The following is an 18,932-nucleotide window of genomic DNA, read 5'->3' as shown; positions in this document are numbered from 1 at the left end:
TCACTACTCTTCAATTCGTTTCAGCGGTATTCGGTGAACACGCCGGACAGCGGTGCAGTCGATTCGCGCAGGACAATACTCGGGGTCACGATCCGCTGATCCGTCGCCAGACCCGGGGTGGCAATTCTTCGCAACAAAACTTCCGCGGCCATCTCGCCCAGTTGCAGGATCGACTGGCCCACAGTCGTCAGCGCGGGATACACGTAACGGCTCATCTGGATATCGTCGAATCCGATCACCGACAGTTCGGCAGGCACGCGCACGTTGCGCTCCGCCGCCGCTCGCAGTACACCGATGCCGATCATGTCGTTACCGGCGAAGATCGCGCTCGGCGGATTGCGCTCAAGCAGAACGGAAGCCGCGTTGTAACCGCCAGTGCTGGTGAAGTCGCTTTCCAGCATGCGCGACGGGGACACCTCAACACCGGCCTCTTTCAGCGCGCGACAAAAACCGGCCTGACGCATTTGCGCAACACTGGTACTGGCCGGACCACCGATCGTGGCGATATCGCGATGACCGAGCTCAAGCAGATGCCGCGTCGCAAGGTACGCGCCATATTCGTGATCAATGCGCACCAGGTCGGCGTCCACGCCTTCGAGTCCACGGTCGACGATCACCATCGGCGTCTTCACGCCGGCCAGTCCTTGCGCCAGACCGCTGTCGCCCCCCGCAGACGCGACGATCAAGCCGTCGATGCGCTTTTCGAGCAGCACCCGCAGGTAGCTGCGCTGCTTGTCCGGGTTGTCGTCGGAGTTGCAGAGAATTACGCAGTAACCGTTACGCTCGCAGTAATCCTCGATCCCGCGCGCCAGTTCGGCGAAGTACGGGTTAAGGCTGTTGGGCACCAGCAAACCGATGGTGGCGGTGGTTTTCGCTTTCAGCGAACGGGCCACGGCGCTCGGCACATAGTCGAGACTCTTGATCGCAGCCTCGACCTTGAGCCGCACCTCTTCGCTCACCGGTCGGGTCTTGTTTACTACGTGGGACACGGTCGTGTAGGAAATTCCTGCAAGTGCCGCCACATCCTTGATCGTTGCCATTTATCAGCCCCGTCGACTTGCGCGTTGACTGCGATAGGTGTCAAGCACCACGGCGATCACGATCACCGCACCGGTGATGATGCGCTTGGTCGGTTCGGTCGCGCCAATCTGCGCCAGGCCGGCCGCCAGCACGGAGATGATCAACACGCCGAAAAAGGTACTGATCACCGAACCACGCCCACCCATCAGGCTGGTACCGCCGATCACCACCGCAGCGATGACTTGCAGCTCAAGGCCAGAACCGGCGTTCGGGTCGGCCGCTTCCAGCCGGGAAATCTGGAACAGCGCCGCAATACCGGCGAGCAGGCCCATCAGACTGAACACCAGGATCTTGTAGGGTTTTGGATTGATCCCCGCCAGACGTACCGCTTCCTCGTTGGTGCCAATGCCGATCAGATAGCGACCGAACACGGTACGGGTCAGAACGGCCTGGGCAACGAAAATGACCAGCAAGGCAATGATGAACGAGGGTGAAATGCCAAAGGCGATCGGGTTCGACAGCCACGCAAAGGAGTCACCGATGTAGGCCGTGCGCGAACCGGTCATCTGATAGGCCAGGCCACGGGCCATCTCCAGCACACCCAGCGACACGATAAATGACGGAATTCGCCACGCCACGGTAATCGAGCCGGTAACCGTGCCGGCCAACGCCGCGACAGCCATACCCAACAAGGCAGCCGGCAACACGCTCCAGCCCCAGCCAAGAATCGCCACGCTGACAGTGGAGGCCGCAAGTGCCAGTACCGAGCCTACCGACAGGTCGATCCCGCCGATGATCAGAACGAACGTCATGCCCACCGCCAGAACCATCAGGTCGGGAATCTGGTTGGCCAGGGTGCTGAAGGTGTTGTACGACAGGAAATGGCTGCTCATGACCGAGAACAGCGCAATCATTGCCAGCAACGCGCCGGCGAGCCCCAGATAAGTCCCGAGGCCGTAGAAATTGCCACTGGATTTGCCGGCGGAAGATGCAGTTTTCATGGGAGATCCCTAGGCGCTGCTTCGTTGAGCAACGCATCACGTTTCTGGTAGCCGGCGAATGCGGCGGCAAGCAAGTCATCCTGGGTCCAGCTGTCGCGCTCGAAGGTGTCGATCAGACGTCCCGCCGACAACACGCCGATGCGGTCGCAGATCAGCATCAGCTCACGCAAGTCGCTGGATACCACCACCAGCGCCTTGCCCTGACGGGTCAGTTCGCCGAGCAAGGCATAAATATCGAACTTGGCGCCGACATCGATACCGCGAGTCGGCTCGTCGAACAGCAGCACCGAACAGTCGCGTTCGAGCCAGCGCCCGATCACCACCTTTTGCTGATTGCCGCCGGACAGCTCGGACACCAGTTGCGTCGGACTGGAACTGCGGATGCGCATGGCGTCGATCTGCCGCTGCGCGAGCTTCGTTTCATCGCCGTTGTTGACGAACCCGCCGCTGGAAATTTCCGGCATGTTGCCCAAGGCAATGTTGGCGCTGATCGATTGGCTCAGCAGCAGGCCTTCGCCCTTGCGATCCTCCGTGATCAAGGCGATGCCGTTGCGCACCGCATCGACAGGCGAGCGAATGCTCACCGTTTTCGCTGGCGAACCCAGTGCCACCGTGCCGCTGTCCGCGACATCAGCGCCGAAGATCAACCGCAAAAGTTCGGTGCGCCCAGCCCCGATCAGCCCCGAAATGCCAAAAATCTCGCCGGCGCGAACCTCAAAGGAAACGTCGCGAACCTTGTCGGAGCGGGTCAGGCCTTTGACCGTCAGGGCCGGCGCGCCGATATTGCGAGCCCCAAGATCGATATGCTCGCCCAGCTCGCGACCAACCATCAGGGTAACCAGTTGCTCACTGTTGTAATTGGCCATCGGCTCGACGCAAACCAGGTTGCCGTCACGCAACACAGCAATGCGCTGAGCGACCCTGGCCAGTTCTTCGAGGCGGTGGGAGATGTAGATGATCGAGACGCCACGCGCCTGCAACCGGGTGATCTGCTCGAACAGCATCTCGACTTCGCGCGCGGTCAGCATCGCGGTCGGTTCATCAAGGATCAGCACGTGACAATCGCCGATCAGGTTACGGGCGATTTCGACCATTTGCTGGTGACCGATCCCAAGCTCGCCGACCAGTGTGTCCGGGTCGATGGCGTCGAGGCCGACTTGAGCCATGGCTTCGATAGCGGCTTTGCGCAGTTGCTTGCGACTGATCCAGCCACCATTGCTCGGCAGGTTGTCGAGGAACAGGTTCTCCGCCACCGAAAGCGTCGGCAGCAGATTGAGCTCTTGCATGACCATGCGCACACCCAGTTCTTCAGCCTGCGTGCGACTGCCAGGGCGATAATCCTTGCCCTGGAACTGCATCTGGCCGGTGGTAGGGGTGACCAGGCCACCGATGATCTTCGACAGGGTGCTTTTGCCGGCACCGTTCTCACCGGTCAGTGCCAGCACTTCACCGCGCATCAACGTCAGATCGATGCCGGTCAATACCGGTTGCGCATAGGTCTTGCCGATACCGCTGACCGAGAGGACAGCGATCGGAGCGGAAACTGACATAAAAATCTCCATGCGCTCGCCCGGACGGACGAGCGCCATTGTGTCGCCAAAGGACTTACTTGGTGACCAGCTCGACAGGCGTTTCGATCACGCCATTTGCACCACTGTCGACTTTCTCGCCCTTGATGATTTTCAGCGCGGTCTCGATGCCGAACACCGCTTGCTTCGCGGCGTACTGGTCGGCCGTCGCCAGAACGCGACCGTCCTTCAGCATGGGCTTGATGGCATTGATATTGTCGTAACCGACAACCTGCACCTGACCGGCCTTGCCGGCAGCGCGCACGGCGGAAACGGCGCCCACGGCCATGCTGTCGTTGCCGGCCAGCAGCGCCTTGACGTCCGGGTACTCGCTGAGAATCGAAGCGGCCACCTTGTTGCCCTTGTCGATTTCCCAGTCGCCGGACTGCAGGGAAACAACCTTGATCTGCGCAGCCTCCATCGCATCCTTGAAGCCAGCGGTACGCTGCTGGGCGTTGGTCGTCGTGGAGACGCCTTCAATGATGCCCACTTCATCACCGGCCTTCAGTTGCTTGGCCAGGTACTCACCCACCAGACGCGCACCTTTGCGGTTGTCCGGGCCTACGAACGGAACGCTGATGTTCTTGCTTTTGATCACAGCCGGATCGAGCTGGTTATCGATGTTGATCACGGTGATACCGGCATCGACGGCCTTCTTGATCACCGGCACCATCGCTTTGGAATCAGACGGTGCGATAACCAGCGCGTTGACCTTCGCCAGAATCATCTGTTCGACGATGCGCGTCTGCCCCGCCGTATCGGTTTCGTCCTTGATGCCGTTGGAGATCAGGTCGAAATCGGCGGAATGTTCTTTCTGGTAGGCCTTGGCGCCGTCTTCCATGGTCAGGAAGAATTCGTTGGCCAGAGATTTCATGACCAGAGCGACTTTGGGTTTTTCAGGGGACTCGGCGAAAGCCGAAGAGACAGGCAGTGCGGCGGATGCGGCAGCCAGCATGGCGACAGCAAGAAGACGTCCAGCGAATGGCAGCTTCATGGGTTCACTCCGATCTTATGATTATTGTGAGCAACGCTTGCGCTGGCGTAAGCTCGCTGCACCCCACGACGAAATCAATTCACCGCGAAGACCGCGCAAACGTTTGCGTAGACCGAACTATGCGAATCCTGCCGACATTTGTCAACGACTGAAAATCTGCATTTTTTGTAGGGCGAATCACCGTCACCACCCTCTTCTCCTAGGCGGTCGTGTTGATCACACCGCCGCTGCCGGACCCCTTGGCCATCTCGCGAACCAGATTGCCGGCCACTTCCATGAGTGCAGCGTTGGTGTCTGCAATCTGCCCCTGGATCGACATGACGACTGTCGTCTTGGCTTCTTCGGTCGGATAGCTGGCCGCCTGCGCCGCGGCCAATTGCTGTTGCTGCTCCTGCAATTGCTGCTGCAACTCCTTCATGCGCTTGAGCAGTATCTTGATCGTGATGCTTTGATTGCCACCGCTTTCGGCCGGCGCCTCCTCCTGCACTGGGCCGCCACCGGTTCTGACTTGCTTCGTATCGCCAGCGTCTTTGCCCAGCGCTTCGGCCGCCGCTTGCTCGTTGGCCTCGCTCAGGGCATTGATCGTAGCGGCTGTTTTTCCGCCGATGGTAACCGCGCCGGGGTTTGGCAAACCGATAGTCAATGACATTTGAACTCCTGAAAAATTGGATCCCTATCAAGGCGCATCGGCCAGTGCGCCGTTTTCTTTAGCACAGATCCGAAAACCGGCCAGCTCACCCTGCGGAGGGAGCTCGTAGTCCTTTTCGGTGAGCCGAACGAGAAAACAGCCCGCGTTCGGAAACCCGGATGAGCGAGGGAGGATCAAAACCAATCATCGAATAAATCTTGATTTAAATCATGAGGTTAAACATTTCTCTCAAGCACAGTACGACTGGTACAGATCCTGCTCCCTCCCTGCACCCCTGGCATTCAGATCGGCCCGGGGCGCATCTAGATGAACCTGCATCAGCACCGTCTCACTACTAGAGAGAAAAATAATGACATCTGCTTTGAAGAATTTCGTTCCGGGCGCTTTGGCCCTCCTCCTGCTCCTGCCAACCGCCCTCCAGGCAAAAGAAGCCGAAACTCAGGCCAAGCTGGCCAATGTAGTGGTACTGGCCACCGGCGGCACCATTGCCGGCGCGGGCGCCAGCGCGGCCAACAGCGCGACCTATCAAGCCGCGAAGGTAGGCGTCGAACAATTGATCGCCGGCATTCCCGAACTGAGCAAGCTGGCCAATGTGCGTGGCGAACAGGTCATGCAAATCGCGTCGGAAAGCATCACCAACGAAAACCTCCTGCAACTGGGTCGTCGCGTTTCCGAACTGGCCGACAGCAAAGACGTCGATGGCATCGTCATCACCCACGGCACCGACACCCTGGAAGAGACCGCTTACTTCCTGAACCTGGTGGAAAAAACCGACAAGCCGATCATCGTCGTCGGCTCCATGCGCCCGGGCACCGCCATGTCGGCGGACGGCATGCTGAACCTGTACAACGCCGTGGCCGTCGCCAGTAGCAAAGAAGCTCGCGGCAAAGGCGTACTGGTGACAATGAACGATGAAATCCAGTCGGGTCGCGATGTCAGCAAGATGATCAACATCAAGACAGAAGCGTTCAAAAGCGCTTGGGGTCCGCTCGGCATGGTAGTTGAAGGGAAATCCTACTGGTTCCGCCTGCCAGCCAAGCGCCACACCATGGATTCGGAATTCGATATCAAAAACATCAAGAGCCTTCCTGACGTAGAAATCGCCTATTCCTACGGCAATGTCAGCGACACAGCCTACAAGACCCTCGCCCAGTCCGGCGCCAAGGCGATCATCCATGCCGGTACCGGCAACGGCTCGGTTTCCTCCCGCGTGGTTCCGACCTTGCAAGCACTGCGCAAGGACGGTGTGCAGATCATTCGCTCGTCTCACGTCAATGCCGGTGGTTTCGTTCTGCGCAACGCCGAGCAACCTGACGACAAATACGACTGGGTGGTTGCTCACGACCTGAACCCACAGAAAGCCCGCATCCTGGCCATGGTTGCCTTGACCAAGACCAACGACAGCAAAGAGCTGCAACGGATGTTCTGGGAATACTGATCTGCCTTCGCCCGATCCATTCCTGATCGGACACTGATTTCACCCTTCGTCAACCTGACGGAGGGTGAAGCTTGCGCCTCCGCCAAAGAAAAATTACACCTGCGCGACACCAAAACCGGAAAACCGCTGTCAGAGGATTTTCTTGAATTTTAAGCAGTTGCGAAAATGCCTACAGTTAAATACTGTATGCACGTACAGCTTAATAAGGATAACCTCGTGGCCACTTCCCCTGATGCTCCTGACGCTTACGAACGCATGGGCATGCGCGTTCAAAAAATCATCAACTCCCCCACCGCACAAAAAGCCAAAGCCGCGCTGATCTTCCGACTTCCAGACGAGCCGGCGGATGAATGGGAGCGCTTGCTGGAAGAGATCGACGAGAACGACAACGTCACCCTCGCCTACCGCGACGATGGTGGCGTACAGATTTTCTGGGTTGTGCCGAAGGAAGATTGATTCAATGATTCTGCGTTTTGCTGCTGTGCTGCTGCTGTTCATATCCATTGGCGCGCAAGCCGGTGCGCCGCGTACGTTCACCGAGGCCAAGAAGGTCGCCTGGAAACTGTACGCCCCACAATCCACCGAGTTTTATTGCGGGTGCAAATACACTGGCAACAAGGTTGATCTGGCCGCCTGTGGCTATGTCCCACGCAAGAACGCCAAACGTGCATCCCGCATCGAATGGGAGCACATCGTTCCCGCGTGGCAGTTCGGCCATCAACGTCAATGCTGGCAGGAAGGCGGTCGCAAGAATTGCACCCGCTATGACCCAAGCTATCAGAAAGCCGAAGCCGACCTGCACAACCTGGTGCCGAGCATCGGCGAGGTGAATGGCGACCGCAGCAATTTCAGCTACGGTTGGTTGCCGGTCGAAAAGGGTCAGTACGGCTCATGCCTGACTCAGGTCGACTTCAAGGCGAAGAAGGTCATGCCCCGCCCTTCGATTCGCGGCATGATCGCCCGCACCTACTTTTACATGAGCAAACAATACGGCTTGCGCTTGTCGAAGCAGGATCGGCAACTGTACGAAGCCTGGGACAAGACTTACCCGGTGCAAGACTGGGAGCGCCAGCGTAATCAGAGCGTGGCGTGCGTGATGGGACGCGGCAATGAATTTGTCGGCCCGGTGAACCTGAAAGCCTGCGGTTGATATCCTGATCAAAAGAAAAGGCCTTGAGCGACAAACTCAAGGCCTTTTTTGTGCTCAACCGCCGGACTTGTTGTAACGCCAGTAGCCCATCAGATTGAGTGATTCGCGAGGGATGCCACGCTCCTTGATCAGGTATTTGCGCAGACTCATGACCGCTGCTGATTCTCCGGCGATCCAGCCATAGAATCCCTCGCTGGCCGTTTCGGCGACCTCCCAAAGAATCTCTTCTTCGATGTCGACATCTGCCAGCTCGACCGCCTGCCCAACCGGCGATGCATCAACAGGCAACGTCGCCTGCCGCACGGCTTCCACCATCAACGTACCAGCAGCTGCCTGATCGCGAATCAGCCATTGCACCAAAAGCCCGGGCCAGTCAGGAACCGCCAACATGTCTTCACGACTGTCGACCTCAAAAAACGCCTGGGTCTGCGGCGGTTCAGCCAGTCTCGCCAGTTCTTCCAGAATCCCCATGGCGGCCGGCAACGCTGTGGAATCGGCGACCAGCAGAAGTTGCTTGAGCGTTTGCGGAGGTTTCCATTCAAATCCCCCCGCCTCTTGTGCCGTGAATCGGCTGTCGGGGGCGAGAATCTGCATCGACTCGCCAGGCTGTGCTCGCAAGGCCCAACGGGAGGCAGGACCGGTCTCGCCGTGCAGTACGAAATCGATATCCACTTCGCCTGCTTCGGCACGCAAGTGGCGGATGGTGTAGGTGCGCATCGCCGGGCGACGATCAACCAGCATCGAGCGGAAACGGGCGTACCACCCCTCCCCCTGAGAAAGCCTGGCGGGTGAGCCATCTGCTGCAGGGAAAAACAGCTTCACTCGCTGATCCGGCGCCCACGCAGCCATCTCGGTGACCGCCGAGCTTGCGAGGGTGATCCGCATCAGATGCGGACTCAGTTGATGCTTGTGACGCAAAACAACGTCGAACAACTTGTAAGGATTGGCGGAGGCCATGCGGAGCTCCTTCTGGGTATCTTCAGTGATTGCTTTAAAAACGAATCACGGGGGACACCCTTTAGTCAGCTCCGCCGAATGGATCGCTTATTGAGCGACCGTGCGCTCGATCACCAGTGTTTCGATGTTCTGCTTCTTCGCCTTGATCAGCGCGGCGTTCACATCCGCCTGCCGTGCCTCGGCGTCAGCCTTCGAATTGAAAGGGCCAAGCAGGATCCGGGTCTTGCCGCTGGCGTCCTTGATGACGCTGGCCACAAAGGCATGCTCGATCAGCCAGCCGCTGAGGTCGCTTACGGCTTGGGGAGTTTCACCGCGCACTTCCAGATCCCACTGCGGCCCCACCGCAACAGGCGCCGCTACCACCGCCGGTTTCGCTTTTTGCGCATCCACACTCTTGCCTTCGCCACATCCTGCCAATGCCAGTGCCGCGACTACCCAGACCAATTTGCGCACAACGCTTCCCTCTGATTTTTCAAAGCGGCGATCTTAACATTCGAGAATACTTTCGGAGCCCCGCAAAATGGGCACAAAAGGACGAGATTGATGCTGACAGCCCCTGTATAGTTACGCGCTGGGAATTAATGCCGCTGCTGCGCGTCAGAAAGAGGCACCCAGACTTTAAGACTTCGCACTAATCTATACGTACCACCGACCTCTGCACTGTCTGAATCAGGTGCCCTACAAAGCAATCAAGGAGAAGACCATGCTGATACTCACCCGCAAAGTCGGTGAAAGCATAAACATTGGTGATGACATCACGATCACCATTCTCGGCGTCAGCGGCCAGCAAGTTCGAATCGGCATCAATGCTCCGAAGAACGTTGCAGTGCACCGGGAAGAGATCTACCAGCGCATCCAGGCTGGCCTGACCGCTCCGGACAAGCCACAAACGCCCTGAGCCCTACCGCAGTCAGTAGCCAGTTCGTTTGCCTGCGCGCAATGACTGGCTAAAGATTCAAGCGCCGTATTGCCATTCCCCCACCTCCCTGGTGACGGCGCGTGCCACGCCCCTTCCCGCCTCACCCTTCTCGCGACCGATACTAACTGTCATTCAAAGGGTTGGCTGTCGGATATTTCCGAATAGCGAATGGGAATCTCGCCCGCCTAGCCGAATGTAACGCCACGCGCCATTCCCGTGGCCGCCACGACCATCAATATCAATAGAAGCGCTTCCGCATGACTGATCCGCGCGAACACCTTGGCACGCCCCGTGTCAGGGATAGCGCCGCGCGCCTTGGCCACGCGCCACTTGATCAGAGTGATCATCGGCACCAGTTCCAGAAGCAGAATCAGCACAAACAACGTCATCTTCAGATGGAACAGCGGCTGATGCAGGTAGTAGTCGGTTCCCTTCTCATAACCGGCAAAGGCGCGCATGCCGCCGGAGATGAGCAGCACCAGCGCCGAGAGCCCCCAGACATTGTCGGCAAGCAATACGCGCCCGACCTCACCCGAGCCGGACGCCAGGCGACTGAAGGCCGTCCCACGCGTCAACACCGCCCAGAAGCCCATGGCAAATGCCAATAGATGAATCGCTGCAAGAAACCAGTGAACCAGCATTGATGAACTCCTGTACTGCAGAGGCGAAATCAGCCTGACAGTAGTAGTCGAAAAAATGAGGACTTGCCTGTCACCCCTCCCGGAAAAACGGAAGCGGGCGAGACGAGAGACTGGCAGAGGCGCGGGAAAGGCAAATCGCGGGCAAAAAAAATCCCAAGCAGCTGATGGAAGCTTGGGATTTAAAAATGCATAAACCGTGGTGGTGAACGCGGGGCGGATATTACTGATTTATTCGTCTTGTAACAACGTATTTTTGATAACCGAATGGTTAATAAAATCCGTAACTCCTTAAATATCCACACTATTTAAAAGGTCGCTCACAAAAGTCGGCGACGAATGGATCAAAATCCATCGCAGTCAATACGCGCACGGCTCAAGAATTTTACAAAAATGAGTTCAGGATCCCCCGGGTCAAGGTTCTCCACCGTTCCGCTATGCTGATATCCAAGATTTGTCAGCAGCTGCCGCATCGGCAAGTTGGACGCATTGGTCGACGTGAAGATCTTGCCTGCAACAGCGTGATGCTCCAGACCACTCACGATTTGCCGACCCACGCCGGAACGCCTGCTCGCACTGGAGACGACCACGAGGGATATGAACCATTCACCGAAAAAGCTTCGATCCAAACAGCCGTAGCCGAGAAGAACGCCAGGATTGTCAGTCTCGCAGACAACCCAGCACTCATGCGCCCCAACTGCTCTCGCGATGCACGCTCGACGGCGGCTATCTGTTTCAGCGACAGGATCAATCTTCAACAGGCTTTCGATATCGCCTGAACTGGCGCGCCTGAATTGGCGACTCATGAATACACCCCTGCAAATGTGCCGAAGTGTAGCTGCGGTCGACCAAACGGAAATTTGCAAAGGTTCTGAAAATCGCAGACAACAAAAAAGGCCCACCTTTCGGTGAGCCCTTTCAGACCGCCCAGCAGAGCGGATTTTGTTTGGTAGGCGCGATTGGACTCGAACCAACGACCCCCACCATGTCAAGGTGGTGCTCTAACCAACTGAGCTACGTGCCTGCTGTGAGGCGGCATTCTACGGAATTCCGGAGGGGTGTCAACACCTTTTTTTCACCTAACCCTATGAATATGCAAAATATTTAATTTCGACCCGCCGCAAGAAGATTTCCCGGTGGCTGGCGGAGGTTTTTCAACTGGGGTAGGATCGCTGCACTCGTAAAATATATTAAACAGAGGCTGCAGGATGGCGAACACCCCTTACCCAGAGTCTTACTACGCGGCATCGGCCAACGCCGCACCACCACGTCCTGCCCTGCAGGATGACGTGGAGACGGATGTCTGTGTGATCGGCGCTGGTTATACGGGACTTTCCTCGGCGCTGTTCCTGCTGGAGAACGGGTTTCGCGTGACCGTGCTGGAAGCCGCCAAGGTCGGCTTCGGCGCCTCGGGGCGCAATGGCGGGCAAATCGTCAATAGCTACAGCCGTGACATTGATGTGATCGAACGCAGCGTCGGCCCGAAACAGGCGCAACTGCTCGGGCAGATGGCCTTCGAAGGCGGCCGGATCATTCGTGAGCGTGTCAGCAAATACAACATCCAGTGCGACCTCAAGGACGGCGGCGTATTCGCCGCCCTCACCGCCGAGCAGATGGGTCACCTGGAATCGCAGAAACGCTTGTGGGAACGCTTCGGCCACACGCAACTGGAACTGCTCGATCAACGCCGCATTCGCGAAGTGGTGGCTTGCGATCAATACGTCGGCGGCATGCTCGACATGAGCGGCGGCCACATCCACCCGCTCAACCTGGCCCTCGGTGAAGCAGCCGCCGTTGAATCCCTGGGCGGCGCCATTTACGAACAGTCGCCGGCCGTGCGCATCGAACGCGGTGCCAACCCGGTCGTACATACACCGCAAGGCAAGGTCAGAGCCAAATTCATCATCGTCGCCGGCAACGCCTACCTCGGCAATCTGGTGCCGGAGCTGGCGGCCAAATCGATGCCATGCGGCACTCAGGTCATCACCACCGAACCACTGGGCGATGATCTGGCGAAATCCCTGCTGCCGCAGGACTACTGCGTCGAAGACTGCAACTACCTGCTCGACTACTACCGCCTTACCGGCGACAAGCGTCTGATCTTCGGCGGCGGTGTGGTGTATGGCGCGCGGGATCCGGCAAACATCGAGGCGATCATCCGCCCGAAAATGCTCAAGGCCTTCCCGCAGCTCAAGGACGTGAAAATCGACTACGCCTGGACCGGCAACTTCCTGCTGACCCTGTCGCGCCTGCCTCAGGTCGGACGCCTGGGCGACAACATCTATTACTCCCAGGGCTGCAGTGGCCACGGCGTGACCTACACACACCTGGCCGGCAAGGTATTGGCCGAGGCACTGCGCGGACAAGCCGAGCGTTTCGATGCCTTTGCTGATCTGCCGCACTACCCTTTCCCCGGCGGGCAACTGCTGCGCACACCGTTTGCCGCACTGGGCGCGTGGTACTACGGATTGCGCGACAAGCTCGGTTTCTGATGAGCGAAAAAAGGGGCCGCTGAACAGCGGCCCCTTTTACATCCAGCATCAATCACAACTGATCCCGCCCAATCCCGCTGCGAATCCGCAGGATATCCGCGAGCACTGCCAAAGCAATTTCCGCCGGTGTCTTGCTGCCTAGGTTGAGGCCGATCGGCGCATGAATTCGCGCCAGCTCGCTCTCCCCCAGACCGCCAACCCTACGCAAACGCTCGAAGCGCTTTTGTGAAGTCTGCAACGAACCCATCACGCCGATGTAAAACGCCTCGGTGCGCACAGCTTCCATCATCGCCAGATCGTCGATGCGCGGATCATGGGTCAAGGCCACCACCGCGGTATCACGGTGGCAACCGCCATCGGCGATGAACACCGACGGCAATTGCCGGCGAATCTCCACGCCATTGAGCACCACGTCTTTCAGCACTTCTTCACGCGGGTCGCAGAGGATCACTTCGAAGCCGAGACCGACCGCGAATTCCGCACAGGCCTGCGCCACGCTGGAATACCCCGCCAGCAGCAAGCGCTGAGCAGCCCCGATGCGGATCCGTACCCGGTCGATTTCACGCTCGATTCGCGCGCCCTGCTCGTGATCGGTAAACAGGCTACGCGCACCAGTAGTCAGATCGACTTCGCGAATCACCCGGCGCTGCCCGAGCAACGCCGATTCGAGCTCACGCAGGTGCGCCTGCACATCGCAGCCGGCGTCAAATTTCTCTACCAGCACATCGAGTATGCCGCCGCACGGCAGGCTGACCCGCGAACGCGGATCGTCACCTTCGCCATAACGCACGACGTTGATCGCATCGAGAAACGCACCTTCGGCGACGCGCTCGAGAAAGTCTTCCTCGACACAACCACCGGACAGCGACCCGATCCACTGCCCGCCGTCGTTCACCGCCAGCAGCGAACCTGGCGCGCGTGGCGCCGAACCATAGGTGGTCAGCACGGTGCAGAGCCAGATGCGTTGCCCCGCCGTCGACCACTCCAGCGCCCGACGCACAACCTGCAGATCGAGATGCTGCATGATCAGTGCGCCTTGTGCTCGATGGACGGGGCGTCAGCCTGAAGCTTCTGCACATCGCCCACCGCCAACTCAGCAGACTGACCACCCCAACCCTGACGCAGGTAGTTCAGCAGATCGGTCAGTTGTTCGGCACTGAGCTTGTCGGCAAAACCCGGCATCGGCTGCATGTGTTCGAACCCGGCGAATTTCTGTTCGCCGATGCCATCCTCGATCACGCGCAACAGGTTGCGCGGGTCTTCCAGACGCAACGTGGTGTTGCCGCGCATGGCCACCGCGATGTGCGGTTTGCCCTCGCCACCGGCCGCGTGACAGCCGGCGCAGACGTTCAAGTATTCCTGACGGCCGCGCTGGGCGCTGACACTGAGTTTTTCCACCGGCACCTCGGTCAGTTCTTTCGCCGCCGGAGGCTTGTCGCCCAGCAGGAAAGTCGCCATCGCCGCCAGATCCGGATCATTCAGACCCTGAGTGCTGTTGTGGAACACCGGGAACATCTCGTTGAACATCGTGCCCTGGGCGCTCATGCCGTGCTTGAGGAACGTGCTCAGGTCCTGATGGTTCCAGCCGCGTGCCGCCAAGTCGGTTGCCAGCAGGCTCGGCGCCAGATAGCCGTTAAGGATGCCGCCGGTCAGGCGCTTATCCAACTGCATCGCGCCCGGCAGGCCGCGTGGCGTATGGCATTCGCCGCAATGGCCGAGCACTTCGACCATGTACTGGCCGCGTTTCCAGGCGTCGCTTTTGCCTTCGGAAGGCTCCAGCTTCAACGCTTTACCGTACATCATGTTCCAGCCAATCAAGCCCGGACGCACGTTGAACGGGAAGCTCAGACTGGTCACCGGCGCGGCGCGCTCGATCGGCTCGACGGTTTTCAGATACGCGTGAATCGCATCCGAATCCGCACGCGGCATCAAGTGATACGAGGTGTACGGCATCGCCGGATACAGGTTGGCGCCGTCACGACGCTTGCCTTCGGTGAGCGCGGCGAAGAACTCTTCATCGGTGTAGAGACCGATGCCGTGCTCCTTGCTCGGCGTGATGTTGGTACCGTAGATCGTGCCGAACGGCGACACGATCGGCAGCCCGCCCGCATACGGCGCGCCACCCGGCGCCGTGTGGCAGGCCATGCAGTCAGCGGCGCGGGCAAGGTATTCACCGCGCTTGACCTGTTCATCCGCATGCGCCGCAAACACAGGTGCAGCCAGCCCGACCGCCAGGGCCAGGCGGGTCAATAATTGCTTCATGCTTAACCCTCCTTGACCAGGCCGAGATCAGTCAGCACGTTGCGGGTGGCGTTGTAGTAACGCACGTACCCGGTGCAACGGCAGACGTGATGGCCGAGGCTGTCCTCGATGACTTGCTCCAGTTTGCTTTTGACGATTGGCTGGCGTTGCAGCTTTTCCACCAGCACGGTCGCGGCGTTGACGAAACCCGGCGCGCAGTAGCTGCACTGGAAGGCGAATTCGTCGACAAAACGCTGCTGGATCGGGTTCAGCTCGGTGACCTGGCCTTGCTCGTCACGCTTGGCGTGGCCTTCGATGGTGCGGACTTTCTTGCCCTCGAAGTAATGCGCGCCAGTGATGCAGGTGCGCACTTCTTCGCTGGTGCCGTCCGGGTTGTCGACGATCACCACGCAGGCGTGGCAGATGCCCTGACCGCAGCCCAGGCGCGAACCGGTGAGGTTCTTGTATTCGTGCAGGTAATCGATCATCGGCAGGTCATCAGGGATGTCCACCGGGCCGACGGATTGACCGTTGAGGGTCAGTTGAAGCGGACGGTTAGCCATTGAGGGCCTCCTTGATGCGCGCAGCAGTGATTGGCAGATCGCGAACACGTTTACCGATGGCGTGGGCCACGGCGTTACCGATGGCACCGACCACCGGAATCATCACCACTTCGGCGATGCCTTTGGACGGGTCGCTTGGGGACAGCGGCGGCAGGATTTCCGACGTCTGCTTCCACACCGCCACATGGCGCGCCATCGGCAGGCGATAACGGTTGAAGTTCCAGTCACCCTCCCCTGGCCCGCCTTCGTACAACGGCATCTCTTCCATCAAGGCGTGACCGATGCCCATGGCGATCCCGCCTTCGAGCTGACCACGAACCAGTTCTTCGACCAGCACCCGTCCGCATTCCAGCCACGAGTGATGGTTGAGCACTTCGACTTCTGCCGAACCTTTGTTGACCTTCAACTCGACCAGCGTTGCGACCGGGCTGTAGTAGGTCACGGCGGCGTTGTTCAACTGGACGACCGGATAGGCGATGTTCTGCCGATCCAGCAGATGGAAACCGGCGCTGGTCATTTGCGCCTTTTTCGCTTTCGGGGCGCCGTCGCCGTACTTCACCGCCAGACCGTCGAGCGGCAGACGCTCGCGCACGCCATCGATGCTGTATTCGGCCTCGGCCCAGCTCCAGCGGTTGAAACCGTGAACCGTGGCGCCAGTGACCAGACCGCGCTCGTGAGCACGCTTGGCCAGCTCTTCGAAGGTCAGTGGCTGCATGCCGTTGGCGGTCAGTTTGCCGTCGACCCAATGCGCATCTTCGCGACGCACCACGTAAGGGTTGGCCTGGCCGCCGTAAGGGCCCTGACGCCAGATCTCCAGCGCCGCCGGCCACAGACCGTGGTTGAATAGCACGCGCGCCGCTTCACGGGTGGCGTGGCTGAAGTAGTAGGCGGAGTTGGTCGCGGACGAGGCCGATGCCAGCTTGCCGACCCAGCGCGGGTTGCGCAGGAAGTTGTCCTGTTCGGCCTGGCTCATGATGTAAGGGTTGCCGGCGGTGACCAGCTGCATTTCATCCCACTCGGTTTCGCCGGTCTTCACGTCGTGAGCCGCGCTGCCGAGGAAATCAGCCACCACTAACGCTTGCGAGGTGGACATGCCGGTGCCGATCTCGATACCGATGTGACGCAGGGAAATGCGCCCGTCAGCGGTGAACTCGATGCTGGCCATCGGCGCTTCGGAACCGGTGCCGAAGTCTTTCTGGCAAATGGCGAAACCCACGCCATACCAGTTGTCCGGATCCGCCGCTTCGCGCTGCTTCTTGATCGCGTCGCGGTTTTTCCAGACTTCGTGCAGCGAAGCCTTGTCGAGAATCTCGTGCAGGCGCAACGCACCGGCCGGGATCGCGCCCTGGGTGTTTTTCATCCCCGAGCGCAGCGCGTTCTTGCGTCGCAGATCGATGGCATCGACACCAAGGCGATCGGCGATTTCGTCGACCATCATCTCGGTGGAGGCCATGCTCTGCAGCGTGCCGTAGCCACGCATCGAACCCGCTTCAACCGCTCGGGAATGGTAAGCGGTGACCTGCAGGTCGTTCTGCGGCATGTAGTAGATCGACTGCGCCGCCGTAGCGCCAACGGCGGCCACCGACGGGCTGTAGTTGATCCGACCGCCACCGTCGACGCTCATCTCGGCACGGAAAATCTTGAAGCTGTGATCGGTCTTGTCCACCGCCAACTGATAGCGGATGTCGAACGGGTGGCGCTTGATGCCGCTCTGGAATTGCTCGTAACGGTCGTTGGCCAGGCGAATCGGCACACCTGCGCCGTACAACGCCGCCAAAGCTGCGTAGTAGACGAAAATGTTGTGGTCCTTGGAACCGTAACCGACGGTGTAACCCGGGTGCATGTTCAGGTTCGCCAGGCCGAAACGCGACGGCCCGATCATCTTCGCGGTCTCGGTGGCGGTTTCCAGCGGACATTGGGTGGCGACGACGAAATGCAGGGTCTTGGTCGCCGGGTCGTACCAGCCGTTGCCATTGTCCGGTTCCATCGCGGCCGGCTCGATCGACGGGGTTTTGTAGCGTTCGTCGAACACCAGCCAGTTGTCCGGCGGGGTGTCGATCTCTTTCTTCATGCGGTCGGCGTAGAACAGGCCGCGCTCGGTCAGGTTGCCGTGCAGGTTCGGCTGGGAATTCCACACCGGGCGACGGTTCTTCAGCATCGGGAACAGGATCGAATCCTTGAGGCTGGCGAACTCGTCTTCGTCCGCCGACGTCGGGCCACCGACGCGCACGTAACGGAAACTGCCATAGGGATCGCCTTCGTAGAACGGCACTTGCGCACCGTAACGAATCGCTTTGTCATTGAATTTGAGTTTGTTCTTGGCCTGGCGGAAACGCTCGAAGTCGTTCCAGATCAGGATCGCGACCGGGTGACCGATGAACATCGGTACTTTACCTTCCGGCAGCAGAGGATCCGGCGCGTGCTCTTCGGGGAACACGATGCCGTCCTTGTCCAGGTCGGCGGCGGTAACGATACGATCAGGCTGCAGATCGGCGCCGAGCCACGACAGGTCATAGCCTTCGTAGATACGGTCAGCCTTGATGGTTTTCAGCAACATGGCGTGGCCTTGCTGCTGGGGCCAGCCCGGCATGTCCTTGGAACGGATGTCGCGGGCAAACACTTTGCTGCCGCAGACCTTGGACAAGGCATCGTTACGCTGACGCGCCTTGCCGTTGTTGCCGAGCCACTGCTCGGACGGCACGGTCACGCTGTTTTCCATCAAGGCACCGAGCGCCTGACTGCTGAGCGGCGTGAGCGTAACGCTCACACCCGCCACCAGCCCGCCCTGAAGGAACGAGCGCCGGGATATTTCACGGTTGGACATGGATCATCCTCTGGGCGGTTATGGATCCGCCCTTCTGGTTATCTACTGGGAATCTCGAGTCTTGCAGAAGCCCTTTTTGACGAAGCAAAGGGCGTGATGACAGTGCAAAGCTGACCGAAAGGTTAACTTTATAGGTTTCTGAGCTCGCAGCAAACAACCAGTTACAAAAATTTGACTAAAGAATCAAAAAATCAATGCGGCATTGCATCGCAGCGACTCGGAGACGCAGGTAGATTGCCCGGCAGCATCGAACGAGCCACGGCTAGGGTTCGTCGCCGGCTACAAGGGAGGAATTTGGGAGAGGTCAAATTTCAGACACAAAAAACCCCGGTCTTTCGACCAGGGTCTTTGCTATCGATTCCGAATCAACCAGAGGTTGCTTTCGGTGTTTCAAGGCGTTCAGTGGTCCTTGAAACAGATATGGCGCAGCGGACGGGACTCGAACCCGCGACCCCCGGCGTGACAGGCCGGTATTCTA

Annotated in this window: 18 protein-coding genes and 1 tRNA gene; 5 read left to right on the top strand and 14 right to left on the bottom strand. The window is 59.1% G+C overall.

The features are described from left to right. Positions 1 to 20: 20 nt before the first annotated feature. The 5 genes from ACTJK9_RS21570 to ACTJK9_RS21550 form a co-directional block, all read right to left on the bottom strand. Positions 21 to 1,040 carry a LacI family DNA-binding transcriptional regulator gene (locus ACTJK9_RS21570; protein WP_103386625.1) on the bottom strand — a complete coding sequence of 340 codons (1,020 nt, stop codon included), beginning with the start codon at positions 1,038 to 1,040 and terminating at the stop codon, positions 21 to 23. 3 nt (positions 1,041 to 1,043) lie between these two features. Next, the gene (locus ACTJK9_RS21565; RefSeq protein WP_064594871.1) at positions 1,044 to 2,021 is read right to left on the bottom strand and encodes an ABC transporter permease; all 978 of its coding nucleotides are present in this window, start codon (positions 2,019 to 2,021) and stop codon (positions 1,044 to 1,046) included. Beyond that, a complete protein-coding gene (locus ACTJK9_RS21560) occupies positions 2,018 to 3,571 on the bottom strand; it encodes a sugar ABC transporter ATP-binding protein (RefSeq protein WP_085612797.1) in 1,554 nt (517 codons plus the stop codon). The genes ACTJK9_RS21565 and ACTJK9_RS21560 overlap by 4 nt, the downstream gene beginning before the upstream one ends. A 55-nt stretch (positions 3,572 to 3,626) precedes the next feature. Next, positions 3,627 to 4,583, bottom strand: coding sequence for a sugar ABC transporter substrate-binding protein (locus tag ACTJK9_RS21555; RefSeq protein ID WP_007956008.1), 957 nt, complete (start codon positions 4,581 to 4,583; stop codon positions 3,627 to 3,629). 199 nt (positions 4,584 to 4,782) lie between these two features. Then, complete coding sequence (locus ACTJK9_RS21550; protein ID WP_064594868.1) at positions 4,783 to 5,232, bottom strand: hypothetical protein; 450 nt, start codon at positions 5,230 to 5,232, stop codon at positions 4,783 to 4,785. A 349-nt stretch (positions 5,233 to 5,581) separates the two neighbouring features. On the opposite strand from ACTJK9_RS21550, the gene ACTJK9_RS21545 reads away from it, so the two are divergent. The 3 genes from ACTJK9_RS21545 to ACTJK9_RS21535 all read left to right on the top strand — a co-directional run bounded on the left by ACTJK9_RS21545 (position 5,582) and on the right by ACTJK9_RS21535 (position 7,820). Continuing rightward, the gene (locus ACTJK9_RS21545) at positions 5,582 to 6,670 is read left to right on the top strand and encodes an asparaginase (RefSeq protein ID WP_440816066.1); all 1,089 of its coding nucleotides are present in this window, start codon (positions 5,582 to 5,584) and stop codon (positions 6,668 to 6,670) included. A gap of 186 nt (positions 6,671 to 6,856) precedes the next feature. Beyond that, a complete protein-coding gene (locus ACTJK9_RS21540) occupies positions 6,857 to 7,126 on the top strand; it encodes a DUF1654 domain-containing protein (RefSeq protein ID WP_371855269.1) in 270 nt (89 codons plus the stop codon). A 4-nt stretch (positions 7,127 to 7,130) separates the two neighbouring features. After that, positions 7,131 to 7,820, top strand: a complete 690-nt coding sequence (locus ACTJK9_RS21535; protein WP_064594862.1) for an endonuclease — start codon at positions 7,131 to 7,133, stop codon at positions 7,818 to 7,820. 54 nt (positions 7,821 to 7,874) lie between these two features. On the opposite strand, the gene ACTJK9_RS21530 is transcribed toward ACTJK9_RS21535, so the two are convergent. Further along, a complete protein-coding gene (locus ACTJK9_RS21530; RefSeq protein WP_221399150.1) occupies positions 7,875 to 8,777 on the bottom strand; it encodes a siderophore-interacting protein in 903 nt (300 codons plus the stop codon). 87 nt (positions 8,778 to 8,864) lie between these two features. Beyond that, positions 8,865 to 9,230, bottom strand: a complete 366-nt coding sequence (locus ACTJK9_RS21525) for an SPOR domain-containing protein (protein ID WP_085612801.1) — start codon at positions 9,228 to 9,230, stop codon at positions 8,865 to 8,867. 250 nt (positions 9,231 to 9,480) lie between these two features. Here ACTJK9_RS21525 and csrA point away from each other — a divergent pair, with 250 nt between their 5' ends. Then, positions 9,481 to 9,675 (top strand): carbon storage regulator CsrA, encoded by a 195-nt coding sequence (gene csrA, locus ACTJK9_RS21520; protein WP_003179932.1) that lies wholly within the window; start codon positions 9,481 to 9,483, stop codon positions 9,673 to 9,675. 206 nt (positions 9,676 to 9,881) lie between these two features. Here csrA and ACTJK9_RS21515 read toward each other — a convergent pair whose 3' ends face one another. The 3 genes from ACTJK9_RS21515 to ACTJK9_RS21505 all read right to left on the bottom strand — a co-directional run bounded on the left by ACTJK9_RS21515 (position 9,882) and on the right by ACTJK9_RS21505 (position 11,358). Next, positions 9,882 to 10,337 (bottom strand): DUF2214 family protein, encoded by a 456-nt coding sequence (locus ACTJK9_RS21515; RefSeq protein ID WP_085612802.1) that lies wholly within the window; start codon positions 10,335 to 10,337, stop codon positions 9,882 to 9,884. 341 nt (positions 10,338 to 10,678) lie between these two features. Further along, positions 10,679 to 11,140, bottom strand: coding sequence for a GNAT family N-acetyltransferase (locus ACTJK9_RS21510; RefSeq protein WP_085612803.1), 462 nt, complete (start codon positions 11,138 to 11,140; stop codon positions 10,679 to 10,681). A gap of 141 nt (positions 11,141 to 11,281) precedes the next feature. Continuing rightward, positions 11,282 to 11,358, bottom strand: a tRNA-Val gene (locus ACTJK9_RS21505). 184 nt (positions 11,359 to 11,542) lie between these two features. Here ACTJK9_RS21505 and ACTJK9_RS21500 point away from each other — a divergent pair. Then, positions 11,543 to 12,826, top strand: coding sequence for an NAD(P)/FAD-dependent oxidoreductase (locus ACTJK9_RS21500; protein ID WP_440816060.1), 1,284 nt, complete (start codon positions 11,543 to 11,545; stop codon positions 12,824 to 12,826). Positions 12,827 to 12,878: 52 nt separating this feature from the next. Here ACTJK9_RS21500 and ACTJK9_RS21495 read toward each other — a convergent pair whose 3' ends face one another. Genes ACTJK9_RS21495 through ACTJK9_RS21480 form a run of 4 tightly spaced genes read right to left on the bottom strand, consistent with a single transcriptional unit; the run spans position 12,879 to position 18,454 of the window. Further along, positions 12,879 to 13,850, bottom strand: coding sequence for an XdhC family protein (locus ACTJK9_RS21495; protein ID WP_440816057.1), 972 nt, complete (start codon positions 13,848 to 13,850; stop codon positions 12,879 to 12,881). A 2-nt stretch (positions 13,851 to 13,852) separates the two neighbouring features. Next, positions 13,853 to 15,088, bottom strand: a complete 1,236-nt coding sequence (locus ACTJK9_RS21490) for a c-type cytochrome (protein WP_221399147.1) — start codon at positions 15,086 to 15,088, stop codon at positions 13,853 to 13,855. A gap of 2 nt (positions 15,089 to 15,090) precedes the next feature. Then, positions 15,091 to 15,630 (bottom strand): (2Fe-2S)-binding protein, encoded by a 540-nt coding sequence (locus tag ACTJK9_RS21485; protein WP_007956473.1) that lies wholly within the window; start codon positions 15,628 to 15,630, stop codon positions 15,091 to 15,093. Continuing rightward, positions 15,623 to 18,454: a xanthine dehydrogenase family protein molybdopterin-binding subunit gene (locus tag ACTJK9_RS21480; RefSeq protein WP_236189379.1), complete on the bottom strand. Its 2,832-nt coding sequence runs from the start codon at positions 18,452 to 18,454 to the stop codon at positions 15,623 to 15,625. Before ACTJK9_RS21480 ends, ACTJK9_RS21485 begins: the two co-directional genes overlap by 8 nt. Between the last annotated feature and the right edge of the window lie 478 nt (positions 18,455 to 18,932).

The sequence above is a fragment of the Pseudomonas sp. 22082 genome (assembly GCF_052046055.1).
In the GTDB taxonomy this organism is placed as follows: Bacteria; Pseudomonadota; Gammaproteobacteria; order Pseudomonadales; family Pseudomonadaceae; genus Aquipseudomonas; species Aquipseudomonas pharyngis.
This window is presented reverse-complemented; position numbering and strand designations above follow the sequence as displayed.